Below are 24,302 nucleotides of genomic sequence, written 5' to 3' on the forward strand. Positions count from 1 at the left end.
GAATTCAAGGAACTCTACTACTAAACGGATTTACATTACTTTTCATCCTATAGAGTCATCTTTTTAACCATAAAAAAAGGTTTGGCAAAGAGATAATCCTATTTTTGTTTTCCCGGTATTTTTTAGATAAACCACACTATATGAAACGTCTAGTTCTACTAAGTCTCTTCCTGTCCTTGGGTACCACGTATACCTTTGGACAAATAAAAATTGGGGATAACCCACAAACGATAGATCCGGCCTCGGTGTTGGAACTGGAGAGTAATTCTAGGGTCCTTGTCATTTCCAAGGTCACCACGGCACAAATGGAAGCCATAACACCCTTGCCGGGGGGGATGGTATACAATACCGATATAGAATGTATTCATTATTACAATGGTGCACAATGGATAAATCTGTGTGATGCCGCCAACATAACTTTTTCCACCAACAATATTGTCAATAATCCTGAAGCTCCCACGGAAACCATCGTAATTACACAAGAGGGAAGCAATTACAATTTTGAAATAGCTCCAGGTAATATACGTACGGTACATATCGCTAATTCTGCTGTTGGTCCTAATCAAATAGCCAACAATTCTATCGGAGAAGATAAATTGGCCCCAGATTCGGTGGGCGAAAGCGAATTAAGGGACAATACCGTTGGGTCTGATGAGATAAAAGATAGAAGTATAACGTCGTTTGATATAGCCGAAAGCGATCCAAATTTCGTAATGGCTACGGATGAAAATGGTATACCCATTTGGAAGAATCAAAATGAATTGTTTGATTTAACCTTTAATAAAGCGGACACGACATTAACTATAACGCCGTCTACCACCCCAGGAGGAGGAAGTGTGAATTTAGGGGGACTCATTGGATCTGATGATCAACAACTAACACTACAAAACAATATTCTTCGTCTTGAAGACGGTGGACTAGATATTGATTTAAATAGTTTTACTACTGATACAGAGCTCAATACTGCATTAGTCCTTAAAGAAGATAATGCCAACAAATCAGATAACGTTGCCTTAGGATCTTCCACAACATTATATCCGACTCAAAATGCAGTAAAAGTATACGTGGATAATGCCGTAGGCGGAGTAGGTGGAACAGGTGACATTACTTCAGGTGATATCAATATTACAGGAGGTACTGATGCAGCTTTTAATGATGTATCATTGACCATTGCTAATAATGCTATCAACTCCACCAAAATAGCAAACGCTACCATTCTTGCAGAGGATCTCAATCAAATGGGCGCTTCAAATGGTCAAATCTTAAAATGGAACGGCGCGGATTGGGCACCCTCGGCTGATGCCGGGGGAACTACTTATACAGAAGGTGCTGGGCTGAGCCTTAGTCCTGCCAACCAATTCTCGGTGAACCCACTTGCAGGAGATGTTTCCGGACCGACCAACGCAACAGTTATTGGCGCCAATACAGTCAACTCCGCCAAAATAGCAAACGCTACCATTCTTGCAGAGGATCTCAATCAAATGGGCGCTTCAAATGGTCAAATCTTAAAATGGAACGGTGCGGATTGGGCACCCTCGGCTGATGCCGGGGGAACTACTTATACCGAAGGTGCTGGGCTGAGCCTTAGTCCTGCCAACCAATTCTCGGTAAACCCACTTGCAGGAGATGTTTCCGGACCGACCAACGCAACAGTTATTGGCGCCAATACAGTCAATTCCGCCAAAATAGCAAACGCTACCATTCTCGCAGAGGATTTGAACCAAATGGGAGCACTAGATGGACAAATTTTAAAATGGGAAGATGATGTAAACAATTGGATAATTGCAGACGATCGAACTGATGGTACCGGAATTTCAGCATTGACAGACGGTACAATACTAATTGGAGATGCAACTAATATACCTCAGGAAAGGACTCTAATTGGAGACGCGACCATCGACAACACAGGGGTTCTCACCATCGCGCTGGACGCCGTATCATCGGCGGAGATAGCACTGAACACAATAGTGGCGGACGACATCGCCACCGGAGCGGTAACCTCCGACGAGATACTGGACGACAACGTAACACCGGACAAGATTCAGCAAGGTACGGACGGACAGGTGCTAATCACCAACGGTACAGACGTACAGTGGGGAAGCGCGCCAGCAGGAGCATCCGTGACCGGAACCACAATAGACGGGGACGGTACGACCGGCAACGCACTCGAACTGGCCGACGATGCCGTGACCACCATTAAGATACTGGACGACAACGTAACACCGGACAAGATTCAGCAAGGTACGGACGGACAGGTGCTAATCACCAACGGTACAGACGTACAGTGGGGAAGCGCGCCAGCAGGAGCATCCGTGACCGGAACCACAATAGACGGGGACGGTACGACCGGCAACGCACTCGAACTGGCCGACGATGCCGTGACCACCATTAAGATACTGGACGACAACGTAACACCGGACAAGATTCAGCAAGGTACGGACGGACAGGTGCTAATCACCAACGGTACAGACGTACAGTGGGGAAATTTAACCAATCCGGCGAATACCGGAGCAATTTTATTTTCCGATGGAAATGGGGGTGTTAATGAAAATGTTGCTCAACTTAATTGGGATGGAAATAGCTTGGGGATTGGTGTTGCTACCCCTACTGCTCAACTCCAAGTTGCTAATCAAATTAGAGCAGGGTCCTTTTCTGGTCCGGACACAGGAGGGTCTGCCGCTTTGCCTACATACCGTTTTAACAGCACAACAAAAAATGATGGCATGTTTCAACCTGATGAAGATGAAATCGCATTTTCAGCTGGTGGCAATGAAGGCTTGAGAATTCTAGGAAGTGGCAATGTTGGAATTGGAGTTACGGTTCCTCAAGAAAATTTACATGTTGCTGGTAATATTCGAGCAGACGGAAGTTTTCTTTCGAATGATAATGCTATTGGAGTACCAGATTATGTCTTCCAAAAATATTTTTTAGGAGTGTCCGCCTTAAACAGTGATTATCAATTTCAATCTTTAAAAGAAATTGAAAGTTTTATCAAGAAAAACAATCATTTGCCTGGAATAACTTCAGCGGCAGCAGCCAAAAAAGAAGGCGCTTGGAACTTGAGCAAATCAAATTTGCAAAACCTGGAAAAAATAGAGGAACTTTTTCTCCACACCATAGAACAGGAAAAGAAAATTGAGACATTACAGCAGGAAAATCAAGAACTTTCTAAGGAATTGGAATCCTTAAAATCGCAGGTGGAAGAAATCAAAAAAATGTTAGCCAAGGAAAATGAATAAATACCTGAACATATTTCTATTCTTTTCGCTGATGTCTTTGAGTGCACAAACAGCATTGTTCAACAATGGTAATATTCGTATTCATGAAGGGGGCAACTTGGGCTTCCATACCGATCTGATCAACGACTCCCCTTTTGATGACAATAGCGGACTTGCCGGTTTCTATGGAACCGATTTAGCGGTATTCGGCAATGTGGTTCCCTTGTTTTACGATGTAGAGGTAGCGGTAGACAATGACTTGATTCTTACCCTTGGTTTGGATACCCGCAATAACACCAATTTTATTCTCGGGGATATCTATACACCAAAATCCAACAGTGCCGTCTATTATAATTTTTTGGCAAATGCCTTTTACAATGGGGAAAGTGACCTCACCAAGGTAAACGGATATGCCGCAATCACCAACCAACAAAATTTTATGTTTCCGGTGGGGGATGTGGATTTTTTACGCCCGTTGACCTTAAACTCCGAAAGTGCCAACCCTTTTGCCAAATGTGCCTATTTCTTTGATGATCCAAATAGCCAAGCTGTATTCCCCGGCAATTTCAATACTTCGGAACTGGATATCGATGTAGAAGCGGTTTCGAGCACAGAATTCTGGCGTTTGGAGGGCAGCTTGCCTTCCACGGTGTCCATCAGCTGGAACGAGCGAAGCAATTTGTCCACCCTAACGGACGATGCCACAAAAATAATAGTGGTGGGCTGGAGCAAGGCTTCACAACGCTGGATTAATCTCGAGGCTTCCACGGTTACGGGCTCGTTGGAACAAGGTTTTGTGACTACGAAATCATTCACCCCCGACGACTACGAGATCCTTACTTTGGGTGTATCCAAAATACCCTATGAACCTTTGGAAAAAGAAGTATTGACCTTGGACAACTTTCTCGTTTCTGCCAATGGGGACGGCATCAACGATAGTTTTTATGTGGAGGAACTGGAGCAATCCCCCAATAACATGGTCAGGATTTATGATCGATATGGACTAAAAGTCTTTGAAAAGTCTAATTATGTCAATGAATTTGTAGGCGTCTCCAATATCAACAACTTTGTTATTTCTCGGGAGGACGGCCTACCTGAGGGTGTTTATTTTTTCACTATCGACATGCTGGACCTGGACTTAAGCTATCAAGGTTTTTTATATTTGGCCAGGTAATAATCCTACTATTTTTATGAGTTCTGAGCTTCATTTCATCGGTTAAAATGGAAGATTTTCTATACTTTTAATCTTCCCGCTTTATCGACCAAGAGCAGAATAATGCTGTGTCCGGAAACCCTTTAGTTATTCACAACAATTTTACATCACTTCACAACATATCCTATACATCCAAGCGTTTGGTCAATACCTTTATTATGACAAAGTATGTTTCCAAATCAAAAGAATATGTTCCCAAAAAGAATTTTGTTTCCTTTATTCCTACTTCTTGTCCAATATTCGATTGGACAAGTTAAAATAGGACAAAATCCCAATAATATTAATTCGGCTTCCATTGTCGAGTTGGAAAGTACGGACAAGGCATTTGTTTTGACCCGACTTACAACGGACCAAATGGAAAGTATAACCCCGCTTAGGGGAGCCATCGTCTACAACACGGATACGAACTGTGTACACCATTTTGATGGTGCTCAATGGAACAATTTATGTAATTCCACACAGGCTGGAACCTTTTCCTTTGTCGATAATTACGATGGCACTTTTACGATAAACTATAGTGACGGAACCTCTTTTACCTCTTCAGATTTAACGGGTCCACAAGGTGAAAAAGGAGATTCAGGTGATGTAGGTGATAAAGGTCCAACTGGAGACAAAGGTGAAACAGGTGACAAGGGTGAAAAGGGCGATGTTGGTGATAAAGGTCCAACCGGAGATAAGGGCGAAAAAGGTGATGTTGGTGATAAAGGTCCAGACGGAGACAAAGGAGAGACAGGAGATAAAGGAGAAACCGGTGACAAAGGTCTAACCGGAGATAAGGGAGAGACCGGGGACAAAGGCGTTATTGGTGACAAAGGAGAAAAGGGTGATGTAGGCGACAAAGGTGAAACTGGTGACAAAGGTGAAACCGGAGACAAGGGTGAAAAAGGTGATGTTGGTGATAAAGGTCCAACTGGAGACAAAGGTGATGTTGGTGATAAGGGTCCAACAGGGGACAAAGGAGAAACTGGAGATAAAGGAGAGACAGGAGATAAAGGTGATAAAGGCGATGTTGGTGATAAAGGACCAGATGGAGACAAAGGTGAAACAGGAGACAAAGGCGATGTTGGTGACAAAGGAGAGACTGGAGACAAAGGACCAGACGGAGACAAAGGCCTAACCGGAGATAAGGGTGAAAAGGGTGACGTCGGGGACAAAGGTGAAACTGGTGACAAAGGCGATGTTGGTGATAAAGGTCCAACCGGGGACAAAGGAGAGACAGGAGACAAAGGAGAGACAGGAGATAAAGGTGACGTCGGTGACAAAGGAGAGACAGGAGACAAAGGTCTAACCGGAGACAAGGGTGAAAAAGGTGATGTCGGCGATAAGGGTCCAACTGGAGACAAAGGTGAAACCGGAGACAAAGGTGATGTTGGTGATAAAGGTCCAACCGGGGACAAAGGTGAAAAAGGTGATGTAGGTGATAAAGGTATAACCGGGGATAAGGGTGATGTCGGTGATAAAGGACCTGACGGCGATAAAGGTGATGTGGGTGATAAGGGAGAGACAGGAGACAAAGGTGAAACAGGTGATAAGGGTGAAAAGGGCGATGTTGGTGATAAAGGTCCAGACGGAGACAAAGGAGAGACAGGAGATAAAGGAGAAACCGGAGACAAGGGTGAAAAAGGTGATGTAGGTGATAAAGGACCAGACGGAGAAAAAGGAGAGACAGGAGACAAAGGTGATAAAGGCGATGTTGGTGATAAAGGACCAGATGGAGACAAAGGTGAAACAGGAGACAAAGGTGATGTTGGTGACAAATGAGAGACGGGGGATAAGGGTGAAAAAGGTGATGTCGGTGATAAAGGTCCAGACGGAGACAAAGGCGAAACTGGTGATAAAGGAGAGACCGGTGACAAAGGTCTAACCGGAGATAAGGGTGAAAAAGGTGACGTCGGTGACAAGGGCGCTACTGGCGATAAAGGTGAAACCGGAGATAAAGGTGAAACAGGAGACAAGGGTGAAAAAGGTGATGTCGGCGATAAGGGCCCAACTGGAGACAAAGGTGAAACCGGAGCTAAGGGCGAAAAGGGTGATGTTGGTGATAAAGGACCAGATGGAGATAAAGGAGAGACAGGAGATAAAGGACCGGACGGAGACAAAGGCGAAACTGGTGATAAAGGAGAGACCGGTGACAAAGGTCTAACCGGAGATAAGGGTGAAAAAGGTGACGTCGGTGACAAGGGCGCTACTGGCGATAAAGGTGAAACCGGAGATAAAGGTGACAAGGGCGAAAAAGGTGACGTAGGTGACAAGGGCGCTACTGGTGATAAAGGACCAGATGGAGACAAAGGTGAAACCGGAGATAAAGGAGAGGTTGGCGACAAAGGAGAGACTGGAGACAAAGGTCTAACCGGAGACAAGGGTGAAAAAGGTGATGTCGGCGATAAGGGCCCAACTGGAGACAAAGGTGAAACCGGAGATAAGGGCGAAAAGGGTGATGTTGGTGATAAAGGACCAGATGGAGATAAAGGAGAGACAGGAGATAAAGGACCGGACGGAGACAAAGGCGAATCTGGTGATAAAGGAGAGACCGGGGATAAAGGTGAAACCGGAGATAAAGGTCCCACTGGGGATCCTGCCCTGGAAGATCAGACGCTTCAGGAAGTATTGGTAGAAGGTAACTCTGCGAACAATTCAAAGATTATTGATCTCGGGAATCCGACCGATGCACAAGACGCAACTACCAAAACCTATGTAGACAATCTCCCAAGAGTTTATGTAGGTACTTTCAGAATTACATCTGCAGGAAACGTTACCATTACCGGTATACCATTTGAACCTACCTCTATATCATTTACAGCATATGCCAATGTGGAAGATTTTAATATGGATACCGACAATGGAGTAGGCAATAACAATTCGGGATTAGCAAACGCTTTTGGTAACATGCGCGGCTTTGCCAGAAATGATGGGGGTTCCATTGCAGAACAAGTAATCTATATCGGTGGTAGTGGTAATTCCATCAACGATATCTCTAGATATGCCTCAAGTTCACATTCCATTGGACTTCGATACTCCAATCAGAATGGTGATAAATTCGGTCTGACAACGGCAAGAGTCACCAGTTTCAATACGAATGGATTTACGTTAAACACGGATAATTACTCGGATGGCATCGTAGTCATTTTTGAAGCATATAGATAATGAAGGGTTTTTTAAAATATCGGATTTTTCTTTTGGTCCTCCTCTCCTGTTTATTGGGATGGGGACAAGAGGCCGTACACAACTATGGCAGCATAAAAATTCACGACACCGGTCTTGTAGGCTTTCATATGAATGTCATTAACGATGGGGCCTTCAATCAAAACATGGGATTGGTAGGTTTTTATAGTCAAGATAGTGAACTGGTACTTTCAGGAAGTTCAAATCCGGTGTTCTTTGATTTGGAGGTAGCCGTGGAAAAGGGGTTATATTTGGAAAATACAATGGGTATACTCAATAATCTCAACCTAATATCCGGAAAGGTACATACCCCTCGAGTTCAATCCGAGATCAACTTGAGTTTTTTAAATGAATCCTTTTACGTTGGAGAGGGTAACTTCAACCATATAGAAGGCTATGCCTCCATTCAAGGGAAGGACACCTTTACTTTTCCCATTGGAAATGGAGATAAACTACGTCCTTTGACCTTATCATCAAATGCAATAAACGACTATGCCAAAAGTGCCTACTATTACGAGAACCCCAATAGCCCTAGTGTTTTTGGGGAATCCTTCAATACTGAAAATCTACAAACTGAATTTCTCTCCGTTAGCAACTTTGAATTCTGGCATTTAGAAGGCGAGAAAGCATCTAATGTGGAGCTTACTTGGAACGAGGACAGTAATATCGGTATGCTAGTCGATGATATTTCCGAACTCAAAGTTGTGGGTTGGAATGTCAAGAATAAAATATGGGAGGATTTAGGAAATACCGATTTCTCGGGAAATCTAAGTCAAGGAAAAATAACATCTGACCTTTTTGTACCCAATGAGTATAAAATTATAACCCTGGGAGGAAACAAAGGCCTGCTGCAAAGTTTATCGTCCATAGATTTGGACAATTATTATATGACTCCCAATGGCGACGGAGTTAACGACCGTTTGGTAATCGATGGAATCGAAAATTCTCCAAATAATTCCATTCAGATTTTCAACAGGTACGGTGTACTGGTCTACTCCAAATCCAATTACAATAATGAATTTGATGGAATTTCAAATAGAGAGACCGCTATTGCCAGAAATTCCGGATTGGCATCAGGAATCTATTTCTATATCATAAGCTTAAACGACCTTAATATAAAACACCAGGGATACTTATACTTAACCACCTATCAGTAAACAGTCGTACACAATTTTACTAGGTTACCGAACCGAATAAAATTAATTGAGTAATTTTAATATCAAATAAATTTCTAGAAACCCGAACATGAAGAGAAGGTCCTTTATCCAAAAAAGTAGTAGCGCGACAGTGGCTATTTCATTATTACCCAACCTTTTTATCCAGGAAGAAGAATATTCCGTTCTTGAATTAATGGGCAAAGAAGATATCAAATTGTACGGGGAAGGAATCAATCTTAGAAAAGAAGCGCATGATGCCTTTCTAGAAATGAAAAAGGCGGCCTATTCCGACGGAATCGATTTAAAAATTGTTTCTAGCTATCGGGATTTTAGTAGACAAGAAGGAATCTTTGAACGTAAGTTTATCAACTATACCGATGAGGGCATGGAACCCATTGCAGCTATAGAGAAAATTATTGAATACTCTACCATACCCGGAACCAGTAGACATCATTGGGGTACGGATGCCGACATTATAGACGGTTATAGAAAAGTAGAGGGTGATGTTTTGGATCCTGAAAAATATGGAAACGGAGGTCCCTATGAGGACTTTAAGTTATGGATGGATGAAAATTCCGAAACCTATGGTTATCACTTGGTCTATACAGACGAACCCAAAAGGAGAGGTTTTAAATACGAACCCTGGCACTACAGTTATGCACCGTTATCCATACCCATGTTGGAAGCATTTAGAGGGAAAAACATAATAGCATTACTTGAGACGGAACAGTTTTATGGTGCAGAACATTTTACCCGAGCTTTTTTAAGACGTTATATTCAAAACAATATCCTAGACATTAATAGAGACCTTCTGTAACTCTTTTGTATATAGGGTTATATTCGTTTGAACACTAACCCTATGAGAAGAGGAAGTTGGAAAAATCCGAATTTTTATCGGTTTGGCTATCGCTGCCTTCGCCTTTATTCAAAAATGCAACAACAAGGAGGAAAACCCTTGTACCGGGCGTCCCCAAACCATAAATAGGTCAACGGAGCAGGAAATTGCCATAGGCTTCAAAGTGCTCCAGAAATGACACAGCAACACGGAGGCCCATATCCCGATGAAAGAATACAAGTCTTAGTAGATGTGGTTGGAGATAAGTTGATTGATAACATTGCCAGGAAAACACCATACCCATACGATTTTCACCTCCCGGCAGATGAGCAAACCATAACTGCCTTTGCCCTACCCGGAGGTCAGTGCTTTATCACTTATGCCCTTTTCTCACAATGGAACGAGGCTCAACTCGCTGGGGTATTAGGTCATGAAATAGGACATGTTGTAGGACGACACTCCACCGAAAGAATTGCGGAAAGTAGTTTTTGGCAAACATCGACTATGGGTGCCAGCCTAGGTGCAGATATGGGGAACGTCGAGGGTAGCATAGGACAAAACACCCTATTGTCCAATGGACGTGATGACGAATTGGAAAGTGACGAGTTAGGCGTATTATTTACGATACAGGCTGGATATACCCCTATGAGATGATTAAAGTGATAAAACTCCTTAAAGCCGCTGCTGGTTCAAATCGAGTTCCGGAGTTCCAAAGCACGTACCCAGCCCCAGAAAATAGAATTGAAAAAATAAAGGAAGCCATTGAGAAATATCAAGGTGAGGGTTAAACGTTAATTTTTGCGGTTAAACGTAAATAATGTACCTGTCACCTTTTCTTTTTACTATATTTAGCCTTCCCGAATCACTTACACCATATAATTTGACCCTTATAGCTTTGATTTAGTAACATCTATCGAATTTTTTCGATAGCTAAACGAGACACTATAATGGGAACACTTACACACTTTAAAAATCTTTATGTTGGCGCTTTTGAAAACTGTAAACCGGAAATACTGGTTGTACTTTTAAAAGTTTATTCTGTATTCTGTGCACTAATGTTGTTTATGGCTGTATACGCCTTTACCTATAGAGCAGTAAATGGTTTTGAATTTTAACGTATACTCTTTTACTTGAACACTATTTAGAGTAGTATATTTTAAAAAAGCCCATCGACATCGATGGGCTTTTTTACTAATTATGATAAATATGTTTTAAGAGTTTGAATCCAATATAGCTAATACTTGCGTTGCCTTGGACATCTTTGCATATTCCTTTACTGTATATCCTTGATCGCTCTTAATATTTAAATTGGCTTGGTTCAGCATCAAAATTTTTAGGACTTCCGGTTTGTTGTATCTCGCCGCATACATGGCAGGTGTCATTCCCAAAGATTTTTCATTAACCTTTTCCCCAGTTGCTATTAGGCTTCTAACCTTTTCGACATCTCCTTGCATTGCGGCTTTGCAAAGCGAACTAATATTATCATTAACAGTAATAAGGGCCTGGTTAACCTTAGGGTTCGCAACATCCGTATTTGCATAGGAATTCGAGAGGGTCAAAATACCGATTGACAAAAGAAATAAAATTGATTTTTTCATAATATGAGTATTTTAAAATTGTAATTTTTTATTATATCATCAAAATTACGTATCAATTATTATGAATTTTTCATTTTAAGAAAAGAATAATAAAAATTTAACAATTAAGAAAGTTTGTCTTAATGGTTGAATTAGGTAAATATCTCATTATCAATATTAATGCTCTTTTTCATTTGGAAACAATACCCATATCCACCAGCGGCTCGTGAACAAGCGAGGTTTATAAAGAAAAGGCCTAATCGAATTATTGGACCAGGCCTTAATCATTTTTGATTGATGGTTTTGTTAGTTTTTTAACTTCCCATAGCATTTTCCAAGACAGCAATAGCCTCCTTTGCATTGGACAACTCCGCATATTTGGTCACAGAAAAGCCTTGGTTGCTCTTAATTTTTAAATTGGCGCCATTATCAATTAACAATTGAAGTACTTCAGCTTTATTATAACGTGCGGCAAACATGACAGGGGTCATACCTAAGGATTTTTGATCAATATCCTCCCCTAGTTCAATCAAGCGCTCCACAGTATCAATATCACCTTGCATGACGGCCTTACAAAATGAACTAATTTCATAGGCTTTAAAGCTGTCTTCAATAGTAATTTGGTTTTCTGAAAATGATTCTTTGGCCATAAGACCGTTGCCCATAAAGAGAACCCCCATGGACAATGTTAGGATTGTTTTTTTCATGATGAATGAATTTAATTGATGAATAGATTCTGATTATATAAATATAGACTGCTTCAATAGTAAAATGTTACAGGATTAACACTTAAATAACGAAATTTTAACAGAAGACTCAGTTTATCGTTAAAACATTTAACAATATCGCAATCCAATTCAAAAAGACCCAGCATATGCTAGTTATACTTAACTAATCCTATTATTTTTGAGCATCGAATTTTATGCAAAAGAGATGAACAAAAAGGTAATCTTAATGATATTGGATGGGTGGGGTAAATCTCCAGACCCCAATGTTTCGGCTGTGGACAAAGCAAATACTCCATTTATAGATAGTTTATATACAAAATACCCCAATTCGAATTTACTTACGGACGGGATGAATGTTGGCCTTCCCGAAGGTCAAATGGGCAATAGTGAGGTGGGCCATATGAACCTAGGCGCCGGTAGAATCGTTTATCAAGATCTGGCCAAAATAAATTTGGCCGTTAAGGAAAACACCTTGAAGGATGAAAAAACACTAAAAGATGCCTTTTCATATGCCAAAGAAAACCATAAACCGGTTCATTTCCTTGGTTTATTAAGCAATGGTGGAGTTCATAGTCACATTGATCATTTAAAGGGGTTAATTTCCGCTGGTTCTGACACTGGGATTGAAAATATGTTCATCCATGCCTTTACAGATGGTCGAGATGTAGATCCAAAAAGTGGTAAAGGCTTCTTGGAAGACTTAGTTTCATATTGCCCAGGGAAAAATGCCCAACTTGCCTCAGTTGTGGGGAGGTATTTTGCCATGGATCGCGATAAACGTTGGGAACGTGTTAAAAAGGCTTATGATGTAATGGTAAATGGAGAAGGTGAAAGGTCGTCGGATATAAGTAAAAGCATTCAAGAGAGTTATGATAATGGCACAACGGATGAGTTCATTGAGCCCATAGTAATGACGAATGACCAAGGTCATCCTGTCGCCCAAATAAAAGAAGGGGATGTAGTCATCTTCTTCAATTTTCGGACGGATAGGGGCCGTGAACTTACCCAGGTTTTAAGTCAAGAAGACATGCATGAACAAAATATGCACAAACTAGACTTATACTATGTTACTATGACGAACTATGACGATTCATTTAAAGGTGTCCATATAGTTTACGATAAGGAAAACATTAGGGAAACCTTGGGGGAAGTATTGGCCAACGCAGGTAAAAAACAAATTAGGATTGCCGAAACCGAAAAATACCCTCACGTAACCTTTTTCTTTAGCGGAGGTAGGGAAGTTCCCTTTGATGGTGAAAAAAGATTATTATGCCCATCGCCTAAGGTGGCCACTTACGATTTACAGCCAGAAATGAGTGCTTATGAGATTAGGGATTCCATTGTTCCTGAACTTGAAAAAGGTGAAGTCGATTTTGTCTGCTTGAATTTTGCCAATCCGGACATGGTAGGTCATACCGGTGTAATGGAAGCTGCAATAAAAGCTTGTGAAACTGTAGACAAATGTGCAAAAGATGTTATTACGACTGCTATAGAAAATGATTATTCGGTTATCGTAATAGCGGACCACGGGAATTGTGAAACCATGATTAATCCAGACGGTACACCTAATACCGCACATACTACGAATCCCGTTCCACTGATACTAGTTGACAAGGATATTAAACATATACGAGATGGAGTTCTGGGCGATATCGCTCCTACTATATTAAAATTAATGGGGGTTAAGCAATCTTCCTATATGACCCAAAAATCCTTGGTGGATTAACCAATCCTTTAATTACCTTACTTTTGCAATTATGGTAAAGATTAAATCGGCAGAAGAAATAGAATTGATGCGCGAAAGTGCCCTAATTGTATCCAAAACTTTAGGGATGTTGGCTTCGGAGATAAAACCTGGTGTCAATGCACTCTATTTAGATGAGCTGGCGGAGACTTTTATTAGGGACCATGGTGCAGAACCCGGATTTCTGGGAATGTACGATTTTCCGAATACACTGAACATGAGTCCAAATGCACAGGTGGTTCATGGGATTCCCAATAAAGAACCACTTAAAGACGGAGATATCATTTCTGTTGATTGTGGTGCCTTAAAAAATGAATATTATGGAGACCACGCTTATACCTTCGAAGTTGGTGAAGTGGCTCCGGAAGTCAAAAAATTGCTAAAGGTCACCAAAGAATCACTTTATATTGGAATTAGAGAATTTAAGGTGGGTAATAGGGTTGGAGATGTAGGCTATGCCATTCAAAACTATTGTGAAAGCTTTGGATATGGAGTAGTCCGTGAACTTGTTGGTCATGGACTTGGCAAGAAATTACATGAAAGTCCCGAAATGCCCAACTATGGCAAAAGAGGTCGTGGCAAAAAATTTGCCGAGGGTATGACAGTCGCCATAGAGCCCATGATCAACATGGGCACAAAAAACATAAAACAGCTCAAAGATGGCTGGACCATTCTTACCGCAGATGGTAAACCCAGCGCCCATTTTGAACACGATGTCGCAATTGTAAACGGTAAACCTGAGTTGCTTTCAACCTTTAAATACATATATGATGCCCTCGGTATCACATCAGATGAGGAGGATGAATTTAGACAGACGAAGTTGCAATCCTAGAATCTATAGATAAACACTTTTAATATTCTTCATAATATTGAAAAGCTTTATCTAAATAACACTTGTGCGCACTTGGTTTAAATAATATCTCGATTATCGAGTAAATGAAAAAAATTTTCAAGTTTTTCCTTAATCTTATACCTAGACCAATTTTAATCAAATTGAGCTATTGGATTAGGCCCCTGTTGTCCATTTATTATTCAGGGAGTATATATAAGGATCCTATAGATGGTAAAACATTTAGAAGCTTTCTTCCTTATGGTTACGAAAACCCTAGGGAAAATGTGCTTTCCCCTTCTACCCTATCCTTGGAAAGACACAGACTTTTATGGCTTTATCTAAAAGACGAAACCAATTTCTTTACAGATTCCCTAAAAGTGCTACATTTTGCCCCAGAACAGGCCTTTTATAAACGATTTAAGAAACTCCCGAATTTAAATTACACGACCACCGATTTAAATTCTCCTTTGGCGGATATAAAAGCGGATATTTGCAACCTGCCTTTTAAAGATAATAGCTTTGATGTTATTCTTTGTAATCATGTATTGGAGCATATACCAGATGACACCCAAGCAATGAAAGAATTATATCGAGTCCTTAAACCCGGAGGTTGGGGAATTTTTCAGATACCACAGGATTTAAAAAGGAATACGACTTTCGAAGATGATTCTATTGTCGACAAAAAGAAACGCGCTGAAATTTTTGGACAATATGACCATGTTCGTATATATGGGCGGGACTACTTTGATAAATTACGTTCTATTGGATTCAAAGTTGATGAAATAGTCTACTCTTCCAAATTATCGAAGGAAGAAGTACATAAATACAGATTAGCCGAAGGAGAAATAATCCCCCTGGTTAAAAAGTAACTACTTCACCAAAAGCTTTTTAAATCCGCTTGTTAAAAACTCTTGAGTATTTCCTTTTTCATCGAGGTAGATAATGTAAGCTTCCAAGTCCTTATTCGAGTTTATCACTTTAAAGGCTTCATCCAAATCCATCGCCATAAAGGCCGTTGCATATCCATCTGCAGTTGCACAATTATTTGCTAATATTGTAACCCCTAACGTGTTCGAATTTTTGGTGTATCCAGTTAATGGGTCTATCGTGTGGACATATTTTTTTCCTGATGTACTATCAATCCTAAATTTTCTATAATTACCAGAGGATGCCAAGGCTCTGTCGGTCAAATTAATCAACAACTTAAGTTGCCGACCTGTTTCAACTTGTGGGTCATCGATACCTACAACCCAGGGTTTGTTTTTTTCCAGATTAATACCTTTGGCCACTACTTCTCCACCAACTTCCACCAAAAAATTATCAATCCCCTTACTATTTAAAAAGTCAGCCAATCTATCGATGGCATATCCTTTCGCTATTGCATTAAAATCAAAATAAATATTGGTGTTTTCCTTGACAATTCTATTCTGGGGTGTAATGGAAACTTTATTAAAACCTACGTAATTCAGTAAGCTATCGACCGATAGACTATCCATATTAAGTTCACGACCTGGTCCAAACCCCCATGCGTTCACCAAAGTACCAACCGTGGGGTCAAAATAGCCTTTTGTAGCCTCATGTATACTACGAGAGAGTTCAAAAACCTCCCTAAACATTTTATCAACTACAACCGACGAATCACCCTTGTTGATTTTAGAGATATCTGAATCTGGTATATAGGTGGAAAGGGATTGGTTAACTACGCTAAATACGGAGTCTATTTCCATTTGAAAATCCAACTCATCATCAGCCAAATAAATAATATTATATGAGGTTCCTAGGGCAGCGCCTGTATTTTGGTTCCGAACAATGCCATTTTTTCCGAATTGACAGGAAACAAACCCAAGAGCTAATAAAACAATCCATTTCTTCATTACTCAATCTCAATTAACCCGTCATAATCCACAATATATTCTTCGTCTAGATAGACCGGTAAATTATAATCCTTCGCATTAACCAATCCTACGGGCGCATAATAAGTTCTTGCTTCAAATTTTAGGGCATGATCTCGCATTTTATTCAAATCTGCCCTGAAAAAATCCAAATCTTGTGGGTCCCCAGGGTACTCTATAGCCTTAACGACAACAAAACTCATCTTTCTCTCCTTAATGCAAACAAATTGGGGATTTTTCCTTAATTCACTATTGATGGACAAAAATTCATAGCCATCATCTTCTAGCTGTTTTCCAACTAAATTCATGGCCAAATTATGAAGCTCTTGATCCGTTAATGGTTTCATTTACATCTTATTCCAAAAAAACCGATATGTAACATACCGGTTTTTAGTTCTCTTAATACAATATTCTATTTTCTATCCTCCGAAATCGTCGAATCTAATATGCTCATCAGGTATTCCATAATCCTCTCCCATTTTTTGAACAGCTTTGTTCATCAATGGGGGACCACAGAAATACAATTCTATATCTTCAGGTGCCTCGTGTTTGCTCAAGTAGTTATCAATCACACAATTGTGAATGAAACCTACAAAGCCATCACCAGGTGCATCTATATCTTCCTTGACCTTCCAATTATCCTCTTCCAAAGGTTCGGACAACGCCAAGTAAAAATTAAAGTTTGGAAACTCTTTTTCCAGTTCATAAAAATGATCCAAGTAAAACAATTCTCTTTTGGAACGACCGCCATACCAATAGGTCACCTTTCTATCAGTTTTTAATGTTTTGAACAGGTGGTACAAATGGGATCTCATTGGAGCCATACCAGCACCACCTCCAACATACAGCATTTCAGAATCGGACTCATTAATGAAGAACTCACCATATGGTCCTGAAATAACACATTTGTCTCCTTTTTTCAAATTAAAAATATAAGAGGAAGCTATACCTGGATTCACATCCATCCATCCATTTTTAGATCTATCCCATGGTGGGGTAGCAATACGTACGTTCAACATAATTTCACGTCCTTCAGCCGGATAAGAAGCCATTGAATACGCCCTTTCCACGGTCTCTGGATTTTTCATTACCAATGGCCAAAGGTTGAATTTATCCCATTCTGCCTGAAATTTATCCGGTTTTTCATGTTCTTCTGGGTGCGCAGTTATATCAATATCCGAATATTTAACCTCACACTCTGGAATTTCAATCTGAATATATCCACCAGCCTTATAGCCCATATCTTCAGGAATCTCAACTACAAACTCCTTTATGAACGATGCCACATTATAGTTTCTTACCACCGTGGCATCCCATTTCTTAATACCAAAAACCTCTTCGGGTATGGTAATTTCCATATCTTGTTTTACCTTAACCTGACATGCCAAACGGGCACCTTGGTTAAGCTCCTTTTTAGAAAAGTGTGGCGTTTCCGTAGGTAAGGCCTCACCCCCACCGGAAAGTACATGACACTCACATTGTATACAGGTACCACCACCACCACAGGCAGATGGTAAAAAGACTTTTTGATTACCCAAAGTGGAAAGCAAAGAACTTCCAGAACCTACTTCAATCTTTTTTTCACCATTTATGGTAATAGTCACTGGGCCAGAAGGTGATAACTTTTCTTTTGTAAACAACAACAAAGCCACCAATATCATAAGAAGAATTAAAAAGGAGACCACGGTGATTAGTATCGTACCGCCAGTACTTGCAGCTAAAATCATACTTATTTTTTTATGTTGTTATAAGAGATTTCTTTTTCGTCGATCTCTGAATTATTTTCAGTTATTTCTTTCTTTGAAGCATCATTATTCTCCTCTACTGGAGTTTCAATAATTACAGTTTCCTGAGCTTCCTCCGCGGCATCATCGCCTCCGGTCAACATTCCACCAAAACTCTGAAAACCAATACCCATTAACCCTGTAATTATAAAAGTGATTCCTAATCCCCTTAATGGTGCCGGGACGTTCGAATACCTTATTTTCTCGCGAATAGCGGCAATCGATAAAATGGCCAAGAACCAACCTATACCGGAACTTAATCCATAATTGAACGCAAGACCGAATGTTTCTATTTGTCTGGATTGCATAAACAACGAACCTCCTAAAATAGCACAGTTTACGGCAATCAGCGGCAAGAATATACCTAAGGAATTATACAGTGAAGGTGAAAATTTTTCCACCACAATCTCCACGAGTTGCACCATGGTCGCAATCGTCGCTATAAATAAGATAAATGACAGAAAACTAAGATTATAATCTGCGTATTCAGGTCCCAACCACGACAACGCACCTTCTTGAAGCAAATATCTATCCAACAACCAGTTTAATGGCACCGTAACCGCTAATACGAATATAACTGCGGCCCCCAATCCAACTGCCGTTGCCACTTTCTTGGACACAGCCAAGTAGGAACACATCCCTAAGAATACGGCAAACACCATATTATCGATAAATATGGACCTAAAAAATAATTCTATATGTTCTAACATAATACTAGATATAAGTATATTTTAATTTTCTTCTACCAATGCAGGATTTCTAGTACGCTGCACCCAAATAATAATACCTACGACTATCAATGCCGCGGGTGGAATTATCATAAACCCGTTATTCTCATAACCAAAGGCATACAAACCTGTCTTTTCAATGGGGTCACCAAAAACTGGATATCCAAATAAGGTACCAGAACCTAATAATTCCCTAAAAAAGCCAACGATTACCAAGATAATACCATACCCCAACGAGTTTCCAATACCATCTAAAAATGATCTCCAAAGCCCATTCCCTAAAGCGAAGGCTTCAAAACGTCCCATAATAATACAATTGGTAATGATAAGACCCACGAATACCGATAAAGTTTTACTCAGTGGGTATGCGAATGCTTTCAGTACTTGATCCACAACAATTACCAAAGTTGCCACCACGATTAGCTGAACAATAATTCGAATTTTGGACGGTATAATATTTCGCATTGCTGAAATAACCACATTACCCACACCCAAAACGAACATTACGGCAATCGCCATAACCACGGAGGCCTTTAGTTCGGCCGTAATAGCCAGTGCAGAGCAAATACCCAAAACCTGAATGGTAATCGGGTTGTTATCCGCTAATGGATCCTTAATGAGATTTGCATCCTTTTTTGATAAAAGTGCCATATTAATTTGTTCTAATAGTTTTTAAATAGTCTTTGTAGAGGTTTACCGTTTCCTTAATCATCGCAGAAACCCCATTTCCTGTAATTGTGGCACCGGCCAGAGCATCCACTTCATTATCCTCCTTATTATTGTTTAAAGGGTCGTTGTTGCCCTTAGCTACATTGATTCCGGCATATCTGGTACCTGACATAATGCTCTCTCCCGAAAAATCATCCATAAAATAGCGCTGATTGATGTTGGCACCTAAACCAGGTGTTTCTCCCTTATGATCAAAGAAAACACCTTGGACCACCATAGTATTATCCAAAGCGATATATCCCCAAATATCATCCCATAGACCTTTACCGTACATTGGTATTACATAGAATTTTTTGCCGTCCTTTTCTCCAATAAACAATGGTAATTCCGGAGTTTCCCCTTTTTTTGCCAAGGCCAATTGTTTCTTCATATCAATCAAGTAAGCCTCGCTATTATCAACGACCTCATCACCCTTTATTACAATTTGCTCCGTTATATATTGTGAAAATTCATCTTCTACAACATCCGTAGGCACAAAATTTACGCTCCCTTCATCCACATTCTCGTTGACTCCCATGGCATAAAGAATATTTTGTTGCTTTTCAAAACGCATATTCTCATTAATTCTACCACTTAAACCGGTTGCCAAGAAGGCAAGGATGGAACCTACCACGATTACCATGACCGCAGCAAACACTACGGTGTACACGTTTTTGTCTGTATTGATTGCCATAATTAAACCGTTTCTGCTTTAAGTTCTTCCGCTTTGCCGTCCGTATCTTTTGGAAGTACAACAGCATTCTTTAATCTTTTCATTCTCTTATTGATGTTTGCTTTAACCACATAATGGTCGATAGTCGGCGCAAAAACATTCATTAGCAATATGGCCAAGAAAACACCTTCTGGGTATGCCGGGTTAAAGACACGGATCATTACCGAAATAAAACCGATAAAAAATCCATAAAACCATTTTCCACGATTGGTTTGAGACCCAGTAACCGGGTCGGTCGCCATATAGACGATACCAAAGGCCAGTCCACCTACAATCAGGTGTTTCCAAAAATCGAAACTCATTAAACCATAAAATTTGCTAGTCTCGGTAATCCAACCCAATTCAACCACTTGATTAAAAATAAGTCCCATGACCAAGGAACCTATTACGGCGCTGAGCATAATCCTCCAGCTAGCTATTTTACTAAAAATTAGAAATAGTCCTCCTATCAATATTAGTAAAGTAGAAGTTTCCCCTACAGAACCTGGAATAAAACCAAAGAACATATCGGATATAGAGTAACTTACCTCTGAATTTTGTGCCAACGAACCTAAAATTGTCTCTCCGGAAATAGCATCAGGTCCACCGGCTCTTTCTACAGCACCGTGAACCCATACCTTATCACCACTCATCCAGGTAGGATAGGCAAAAAATAAAAAGGCACGTATGGTCAAGGCAGGATTTAAAATATTCATGCCTGTACCACCGAAAACTTCCTTACCAATAACAACACCAAACACTACAGCTACGGCCAACATCCACAAGGGTGTATCTACAGGTACTATTAATGGAACCAACATACCTGTTACCAAATAACCCTCTTCAACTTCGTGACCTTTAATTACCGCAAAAATAAATTCAACGATAAGACCAACACCATAGGAAACAACCACTAGGGGCAGGACCTTTATAATACCAATCCAAAAATTATCCCAGGTTAAAAAGTTTTCAAAAAAAGAAAGTGTTCTTGGCGAACCATTGGCCGCATCGATTGCGGCGTAGTGCTGATATCCCGCATTGAACATTGAAAACAACAACACAGGAATAAGTGCCATTATAACCGTGTTCATTGTTCTTTTTAAGTCATCCGCAGCTTTAACGTGAGTACCTCCTGCATGTGTAGTTTCATTTGGAGTAAACAAAAAAGTATGAAAGGCATTGAAGGCGGGTGCCATCTTTTTACCCTGATACTTCAGTTTCAATTCATGCAATTTACTTTTAATGCTCATATCTTATCCTATTTCTTTTTGTAACAAATCCAGACCTTCTCGAATAATTTTCTGATGTGGTTGCTTGGATATACATATAAATTCGGTTAAAGAAAAATCCTCTGGCGCTACTTCATATAGCCCCAACTGTTCCATTTCGTCCAAATCCTGAACCATACAGGCTTTTAATAATTGTAATGGGTAAATATTCATTGGAAAAACCTCCTCATATTGACCTGTTACAACAAAAGCCCTATGCTCACCATTCGTATTGGTATCCAAATCATATTTCTTTTTAGGCTGCAACCAAGAAAAAGTAAGTGCTCTTGTGGTAGAGACTTTGTTAAATACAGGTTTGTTCCAACCAAAAAGCTCATAATCATCCCCTTCGGGAATAACGGTCACGGTATTGTTATAATAACCCAAATGACCATCGGGACTGCTTTTAGAACCCGTTAACACATCCCCATTGATGACCCTAAAATTCTCTTCATTTACCCCGCTGGCATAAAGGAACGTAGAAATTTCAGCACCTATCTTCGTCGTATAATATTTTGGAGTTTTTACAGAGGAGCCTGCAAGAGCAATCTGTCGTTCTGCATTAAACTTACCGGTCAACAAAAACTCACCAATTATAATTAAATCTTGGGGAGAAACGGTCCAAACCAATTCCCCTTTATTAATGGGGTCGATTTTATTTATTTGGGTACCTACCAAACCGGCAGGGTGTACCCCTGAAACTTTGTGTAGTTCTATTCCATTAAGACCGGCCAATGGTGAATCCCCTGACTTGCCCACAGATACATGCACTTTTCCTGGCGTAAGTTTTCCTAAGGCAGTAATAGCAGTTTGGAGCTCTGCTTCTTTTCCTTTTAGGACATAATCCAAGTCCGCAGTCAAAGGTGCGCTAGCATAACCCGATATAAAGATTGCTTTTGGATTAGTATCTGGATTTGCAATTACATCATAAGGACGTTGCTTAATGAAAGGCCAACACCCCGATTTCAATAAAGCCACCTTCACATCTTTTCCGCCAGCTTGCTCCAGATCCAGTTTCTTGTGTTCAACAACCTCTTGAGTTTTATCGGCCAAAATTTTCAGCTCAAGAATCCTTCTTCTTGCACCTCTAACAATTTCCACCAACTCTCCGCTAACCGGAGACACGAACAACATTTCCTCGATACTCTTATTGTAAAACAAAGGTTCACCAGCTTTCACCTCGGCACCTTCTTTCAAAAGCATTTTTGGGGTTATCCCGTGAAAATCATCAAGTTTTATTGTGTAAACATTACTCAAGACTGCTTTTGAAGTAGTCAGTTCGGCAGCTCCTACCAAATTGATGTCCAGTCCTTTTTTAATTCGAATGTCTTTTGACATATTATTGTAGACCTTAGGTTAACAAAATTTGGTGCGAATTTACTACTTAATGAAAAGTTTTCATAATAATTGTCCCATAATTTCGGCATTCCATCGATGTTAATTTTTTAGGCATCCTTTTTGTTTACCTTTAAGCCAAAATTGATTGTTAAATGCGTTTATTCCTTAAACAAACCCTTCTCGGCTTTCTATGCCTACAAAGTCTTTCGGGCCAAGTTCAAGTGGAAAAAAATCCTCCACAAAACATAAAATCAATTGTCTTTAGAGGACCTACGGACGATCAGTTTCCAGTGGTACAGATCGGGGAGTCGATTTATTTGGAATTTGATGATTTAATGGCCAATGAACAGGATTATTATTACAAAATCATTCATTGCGATTATGATTGGACTCCATCAAGTCTATTAAAATCCCAGTATTTGGATGGTATAGACAACCAAAGAATCATAAATTATGAAAATAGCTACACAACCTTGGAAACGTACTCCAATTATCAGCTTTCCATCCCCAACGAAAATGTACGCTTCAAAGTTACCGGCAACTACCTTTTGGAAATTTACAATAGTAGCTACGAGCTACAGTTTTCAAGAAGGTTCATCGTATATAAGGATGTTGTAAAAGTAGCTGCTCAAGTAAAACGTTCAAGGGATTTTAATTTTTTAAACGAAAAACAGGTCGTACAATTCAGAATCAATGCAGGAAATTTTAGATTGGTAAACCCTAAACAAGAGGTTAAGGTAGCACTTATACAAAATAACTATTGGGATACTGCCATTTACAATATAAAACCACAATTTACCTTGGGATCCGAATTGGTATACAAATATGATCAGGAGACCGCTTTTTTTGGCGGAAATGAGTATTTATTATTCGACACTAGTGATTTGCGGGCACCCAGCTCACAGATTGCTAGAATAGAGATAGGAGATCTATACAACCACTATCTTTTCAGCGATGATTATAGGGCAAATGAACCGTATACTTATTTTCCCGATATTAATGGTGATTTTGTGATAAGAACCCTACAAGGCGAAAATGCTTCCAGAGAGGCCGAATACACTAAAGTGCACTTTAGTCTTCCTTATACAGAAACCTTAGCCCTTGACAACGTCTATATCTTTGGAAAATTCAACAACTATGCCCTTACGCAGGAGAATAAAATGACCTACAATGAAGACAACGGCATGATGGAAGCCACTTTAGAAATGAAACAGGGTTTCTATAATTACAAGTACGTTACCCAGAATGATGCTGGAGCATTGAACTTGAATGCGGTTGGCGGTAATTTTCATTTTACGGAGAACAATTATCTTATCCTAGTGTATTACAGAAATTTTGGAGATCTTTACGACAGTATAATTGGAGTCGGTTCCACAAATTCCAGAACCATCAGTAATTAAATGCTG

General features: G+C 40.1%; 23 protein-coding genes and 1 pseudogene. 14 read left to right on the plus strand and 10 right to left on the minus strand.

What is annotated here, in order from left to right; translation table 11 throughout:
• Positions 1-140 precede the first annotated feature (140 nt).
• The 10 genes and pseudogenes from PP182_RS15930 (at position 141) to PP182_RS15975 (ending at position 10,700) form a co-directional block, all read left to right on the plus strand.
• Positions 141-3,239 carry a hypothetical protein gene (locus PP182_RS15930; protein WP_272652254.1) on the plus strand — a complete coding sequence of 1,033 codons (3,099 nt, stop codon included), beginning with the start codon at positions 141-143 and terminating at the stop codon, positions 3,237-3,239.
• Complete coding sequence (locus tag PP182_RS15935; RefSeq protein WP_272652255.1) at positions 3,232-4,392, plus strand: gliding motility-associated C-terminal domain-containing protein; 1,161 nt, start codon at positions 3,232-3,234, stop codon at positions 4,390-4,392. The genes PP182_RS15930 and PP182_RS15935 overlap by 8 nt, the downstream gene beginning before the upstream one ends.
• A gap of 228 nt (positions 4,393-4,620) precedes the next feature.
• Entirely contained in the window at positions 4,621-6,192 is a 1,572-nt protein-coding gene (locus PP182_RS15940; protein WP_272652256.1) for an exosporium protein, read from the plus strand.
• 115 nt (positions 6,193-6,307) lie between these two features.
• Positions 6,308-6,574 carry a hypothetical protein gene (locus tag PP182_RS15945; RefSeq protein WP_272652257.1) on the plus strand — a complete coding sequence of 89 codons (267 nt, stop codon included), beginning with the start codon at positions 6,308-6,310 and terminating at the stop codon, positions 6,572-6,574.
• Between the two features lie 219 nt (positions 6,575-6,793).
• Positions 6,794-7,045, plus strand: coding sequence for a hypothetical protein (locus tag PP182_RS15950; RefSeq protein WP_272652258.1), 252 nt, complete (start codon positions 6,794-6,796; stop codon positions 7,043-7,045).
• Positions 7,039-7,575, plus strand: a complete 537-nt coding sequence (locus PP182_RS15955; protein WP_272652259.1) for a hypothetical protein — start codon at positions 7,039-7,041, stop codon at positions 7,573-7,575. The genes PP182_RS15950 and PP182_RS15955 overlap by 7 nt, the downstream gene beginning before the upstream one ends.
• Positions 7,575-8,750: a gliding motility-associated C-terminal domain-containing protein gene (locus tag PP182_RS15960; protein ID WP_272652260.1), complete on the plus strand. Its 1,176-nt coding sequence runs from the start codon at positions 7,575-7,577 to the stop codon at positions 8,748-8,750. Before PP182_RS15955 ends, PP182_RS15960 begins: the two co-directional genes overlap by 1 nt.
• 88 nt (positions 8,751-8,838) lie before the next feature.
• The gene (locus tag PP182_RS15965) at positions 8,839-9,567 is read left to right on the plus strand and encodes a M15 family metallopeptidase (protein ID WP_272652261.1); all 729 of its coding nucleotides are present in this window, start codon (positions 8,839-8,841) and stop codon (positions 9,565-9,567) included.
• 42 nt (positions 9,568-9,609) lie between these two features.
• A pseudogene (locus PP182_RS15970) lies at positions 9,610-10,373 on the plus strand (M48 family metalloprotease).
• A 159-nt stretch (positions 10,374-10,532) separates the two neighbouring features.
• The gene (locus PP182_RS15975; protein ID WP_272652262.1) at positions 10,533-10,700 is read left to right on the plus strand and encodes a DUF6747 family protein; all 168 of its coding nucleotides are present in this window, start codon (positions 10,533-10,535) and stop codon (positions 10,698-10,700) included.
• A 96-nt stretch (positions 10,701-10,796) separates the two neighbouring features.
• Here the strand turns inward: PP182_RS15975 and PP182_RS15980 are convergent, their stop codons facing one another.
• On the minus strand, positions 10,797-11,183 hold the full coding sequence (locus PP182_RS15980; RefSeq protein WP_272652263.1) for an ankyrin repeat domain-containing protein: 387 nt from the start codon (positions 11,181-11,183) through the stop codon (positions 10,797-10,799).
• 293 nt (positions 11,184-11,476) lie between these two features.
• Complete coding sequence (locus PP182_RS15985; RefSeq protein ID WP_272652264.1) at positions 11,477-11,869, minus strand: ankyrin repeat domain-containing protein; 393 nt, start codon at positions 11,867-11,869, stop codon at positions 11,477-11,479.
• A 226-nt stretch (positions 11,870-12,095) separates the two neighbouring features.
• On the opposite strand from PP182_RS15985, the gene gpmI reads away from it, so the two are divergent.
• The 3 genes from gpmI (at position 12,096) to PP182_RS16000 (ending at position 15,335) form a co-directional block, all read left to right on the plus strand.
• Positions 12,096-13,616, plus strand: coding sequence for a 2,3-bisphosphoglycerate-independent phosphoglycerate mutase (gpmI, locus tag PP182_RS15990; protein ID WP_272652328.1), 1,521 nt, complete (start codon positions 12,096-12,098; stop codon positions 13,614-13,616).
• Between the two features lie 31 nt (positions 13,617-13,647).
• Positions 13,648-14,466, plus strand: coding sequence for a type I methionyl aminopeptidase (gene map / locus PP182_RS15995; RefSeq protein WP_272652265.1), 819 nt, complete (start codon positions 13,648-13,650; stop codon positions 14,464-14,466).
• A gap of 104 nt (positions 14,467-14,570) precedes the next feature.
• Positions 14,571-15,335 (plus strand): class I SAM-dependent methyltransferase, encoded by a 765-nt coding sequence (locus PP182_RS16000; RefSeq protein ID WP_272652266.1) that lies wholly within the window; start codon positions 14,571-14,573, stop codon positions 15,333-15,335.
• Here PP182_RS16000 and PP182_RS16005 read toward each other — a convergent pair whose 3' ends face one another.
• The 8 genes from PP182_RS16005 to PP182_RS16040 all read right to left on the minus strand — a co-directional run bounded on the left by PP182_RS16005 (position 15,336) and on the right by PP182_RS16040 (position 22,896).
• A complete protein-coding gene (locus tag PP182_RS16005) occupies positions 15,336-16,340 on the minus strand; it encodes an FAD:protein FMN transferase (protein WP_272652267.1) in 1,005 nt (334 codons plus the stop codon).
• Positions 16,340-16,705, minus strand: a complete 366-nt coding sequence (locus PP182_RS16010) for a Na(+)-translocating NADH-quinone reductase subunit F (protein WP_272652268.1) — start codon at positions 16,703-16,705, stop codon at positions 16,340-16,342. Before PP182_RS16010 ends, PP182_RS16005 begins: the two co-directional genes overlap by 1 nt.
• Positions 16,706-16,777: 72 nt before the next feature.
• Positions 16,778-18,085 carry an NADH:ubiquinone reductase (Na(+)-transporting) subunit F gene (gene nqrF, locus PP182_RS16015; RefSeq protein ID WP_272652269.1) on the minus strand — a complete coding sequence of 436 codons (1,308 nt, stop codon included), beginning with the start codon at positions 18,083-18,085 and terminating at the stop codon, positions 16,778-16,780.
• Positions 18,086-18,087: 2 nt separating this feature from the next.
• Positions 18,088-18,852 (minus strand): NADH:ubiquinone reductase (Na(+)-transporting) subunit E, encoded by a 765-nt coding sequence (gene nqrE / locus PP182_RS16020; RefSeq protein ID WP_272652270.1) that lies wholly within the window; start codon positions 18,850-18,852, stop codon positions 18,088-18,090.
• 21 nt (positions 18,853-18,873) lie between these two features.
• Positions 18,874-19,521: an NADH:ubiquinone reductase (Na(+)-transporting) subunit D gene (locus tag PP182_RS16025; protein ID WP_272652271.1), complete on the minus strand. Its 648-nt coding sequence runs from the start codon at positions 19,519-19,521 to the stop codon at positions 18,874-18,876.
• A gap of 1 nt (position 19,522) precedes the next feature.
• A complete protein-coding gene (locus PP182_RS16030; RefSeq protein WP_272652272.1) occupies positions 19,523-20,272 on the minus strand; it encodes a Na(+)-translocating NADH-quinone reductase subunit C in 750 nt (249 codons plus the stop codon).
• A 2-nt stretch (positions 20,273-20,274) separates the two neighbouring features.
• Entirely contained in the window at positions 20,275-21,540 is a 1,266-nt protein-coding gene (locus tag PP182_RS16035; RefSeq protein ID WP_272652273.1) for an NADH:ubiquinone reductase (Na(+)-transporting) subunit B, read from the minus strand.
• 3 nt (positions 21,541-21,543) lie between these two features.
• A complete protein-coding gene (locus PP182_RS16040) occupies positions 21,544-22,896 on the minus strand; it encodes a Na(+)-translocating NADH-quinone reductase subunit A (protein ID WP_272652274.1) in 1,353 nt (450 codons plus the stop codon).
• Positions 22,897-23,048: 152 nt separating this feature from the next.
• Here PP182_RS16040 and PP182_RS16045 point away from each other — a divergent pair, with 152 nt between their 5' ends.
• Positions 23,049-24,296, plus strand: a complete 1,248-nt coding sequence (locus PP182_RS16045; RefSeq protein WP_272652275.1) for a type IX secretion system plug protein — start codon at positions 23,049-23,051, stop codon at positions 24,294-24,296.
• Positions 24,297-24,302: the final 6 nt, after the last annotated feature.

Source organism: Maribacter sp. PR1 (assembly GCF_028464145.1).
GTDB lineage: Bacteria > Bacteroidota > Bacteroidia > Flavobacteriales > Flavobacteriaceae > Maribacter.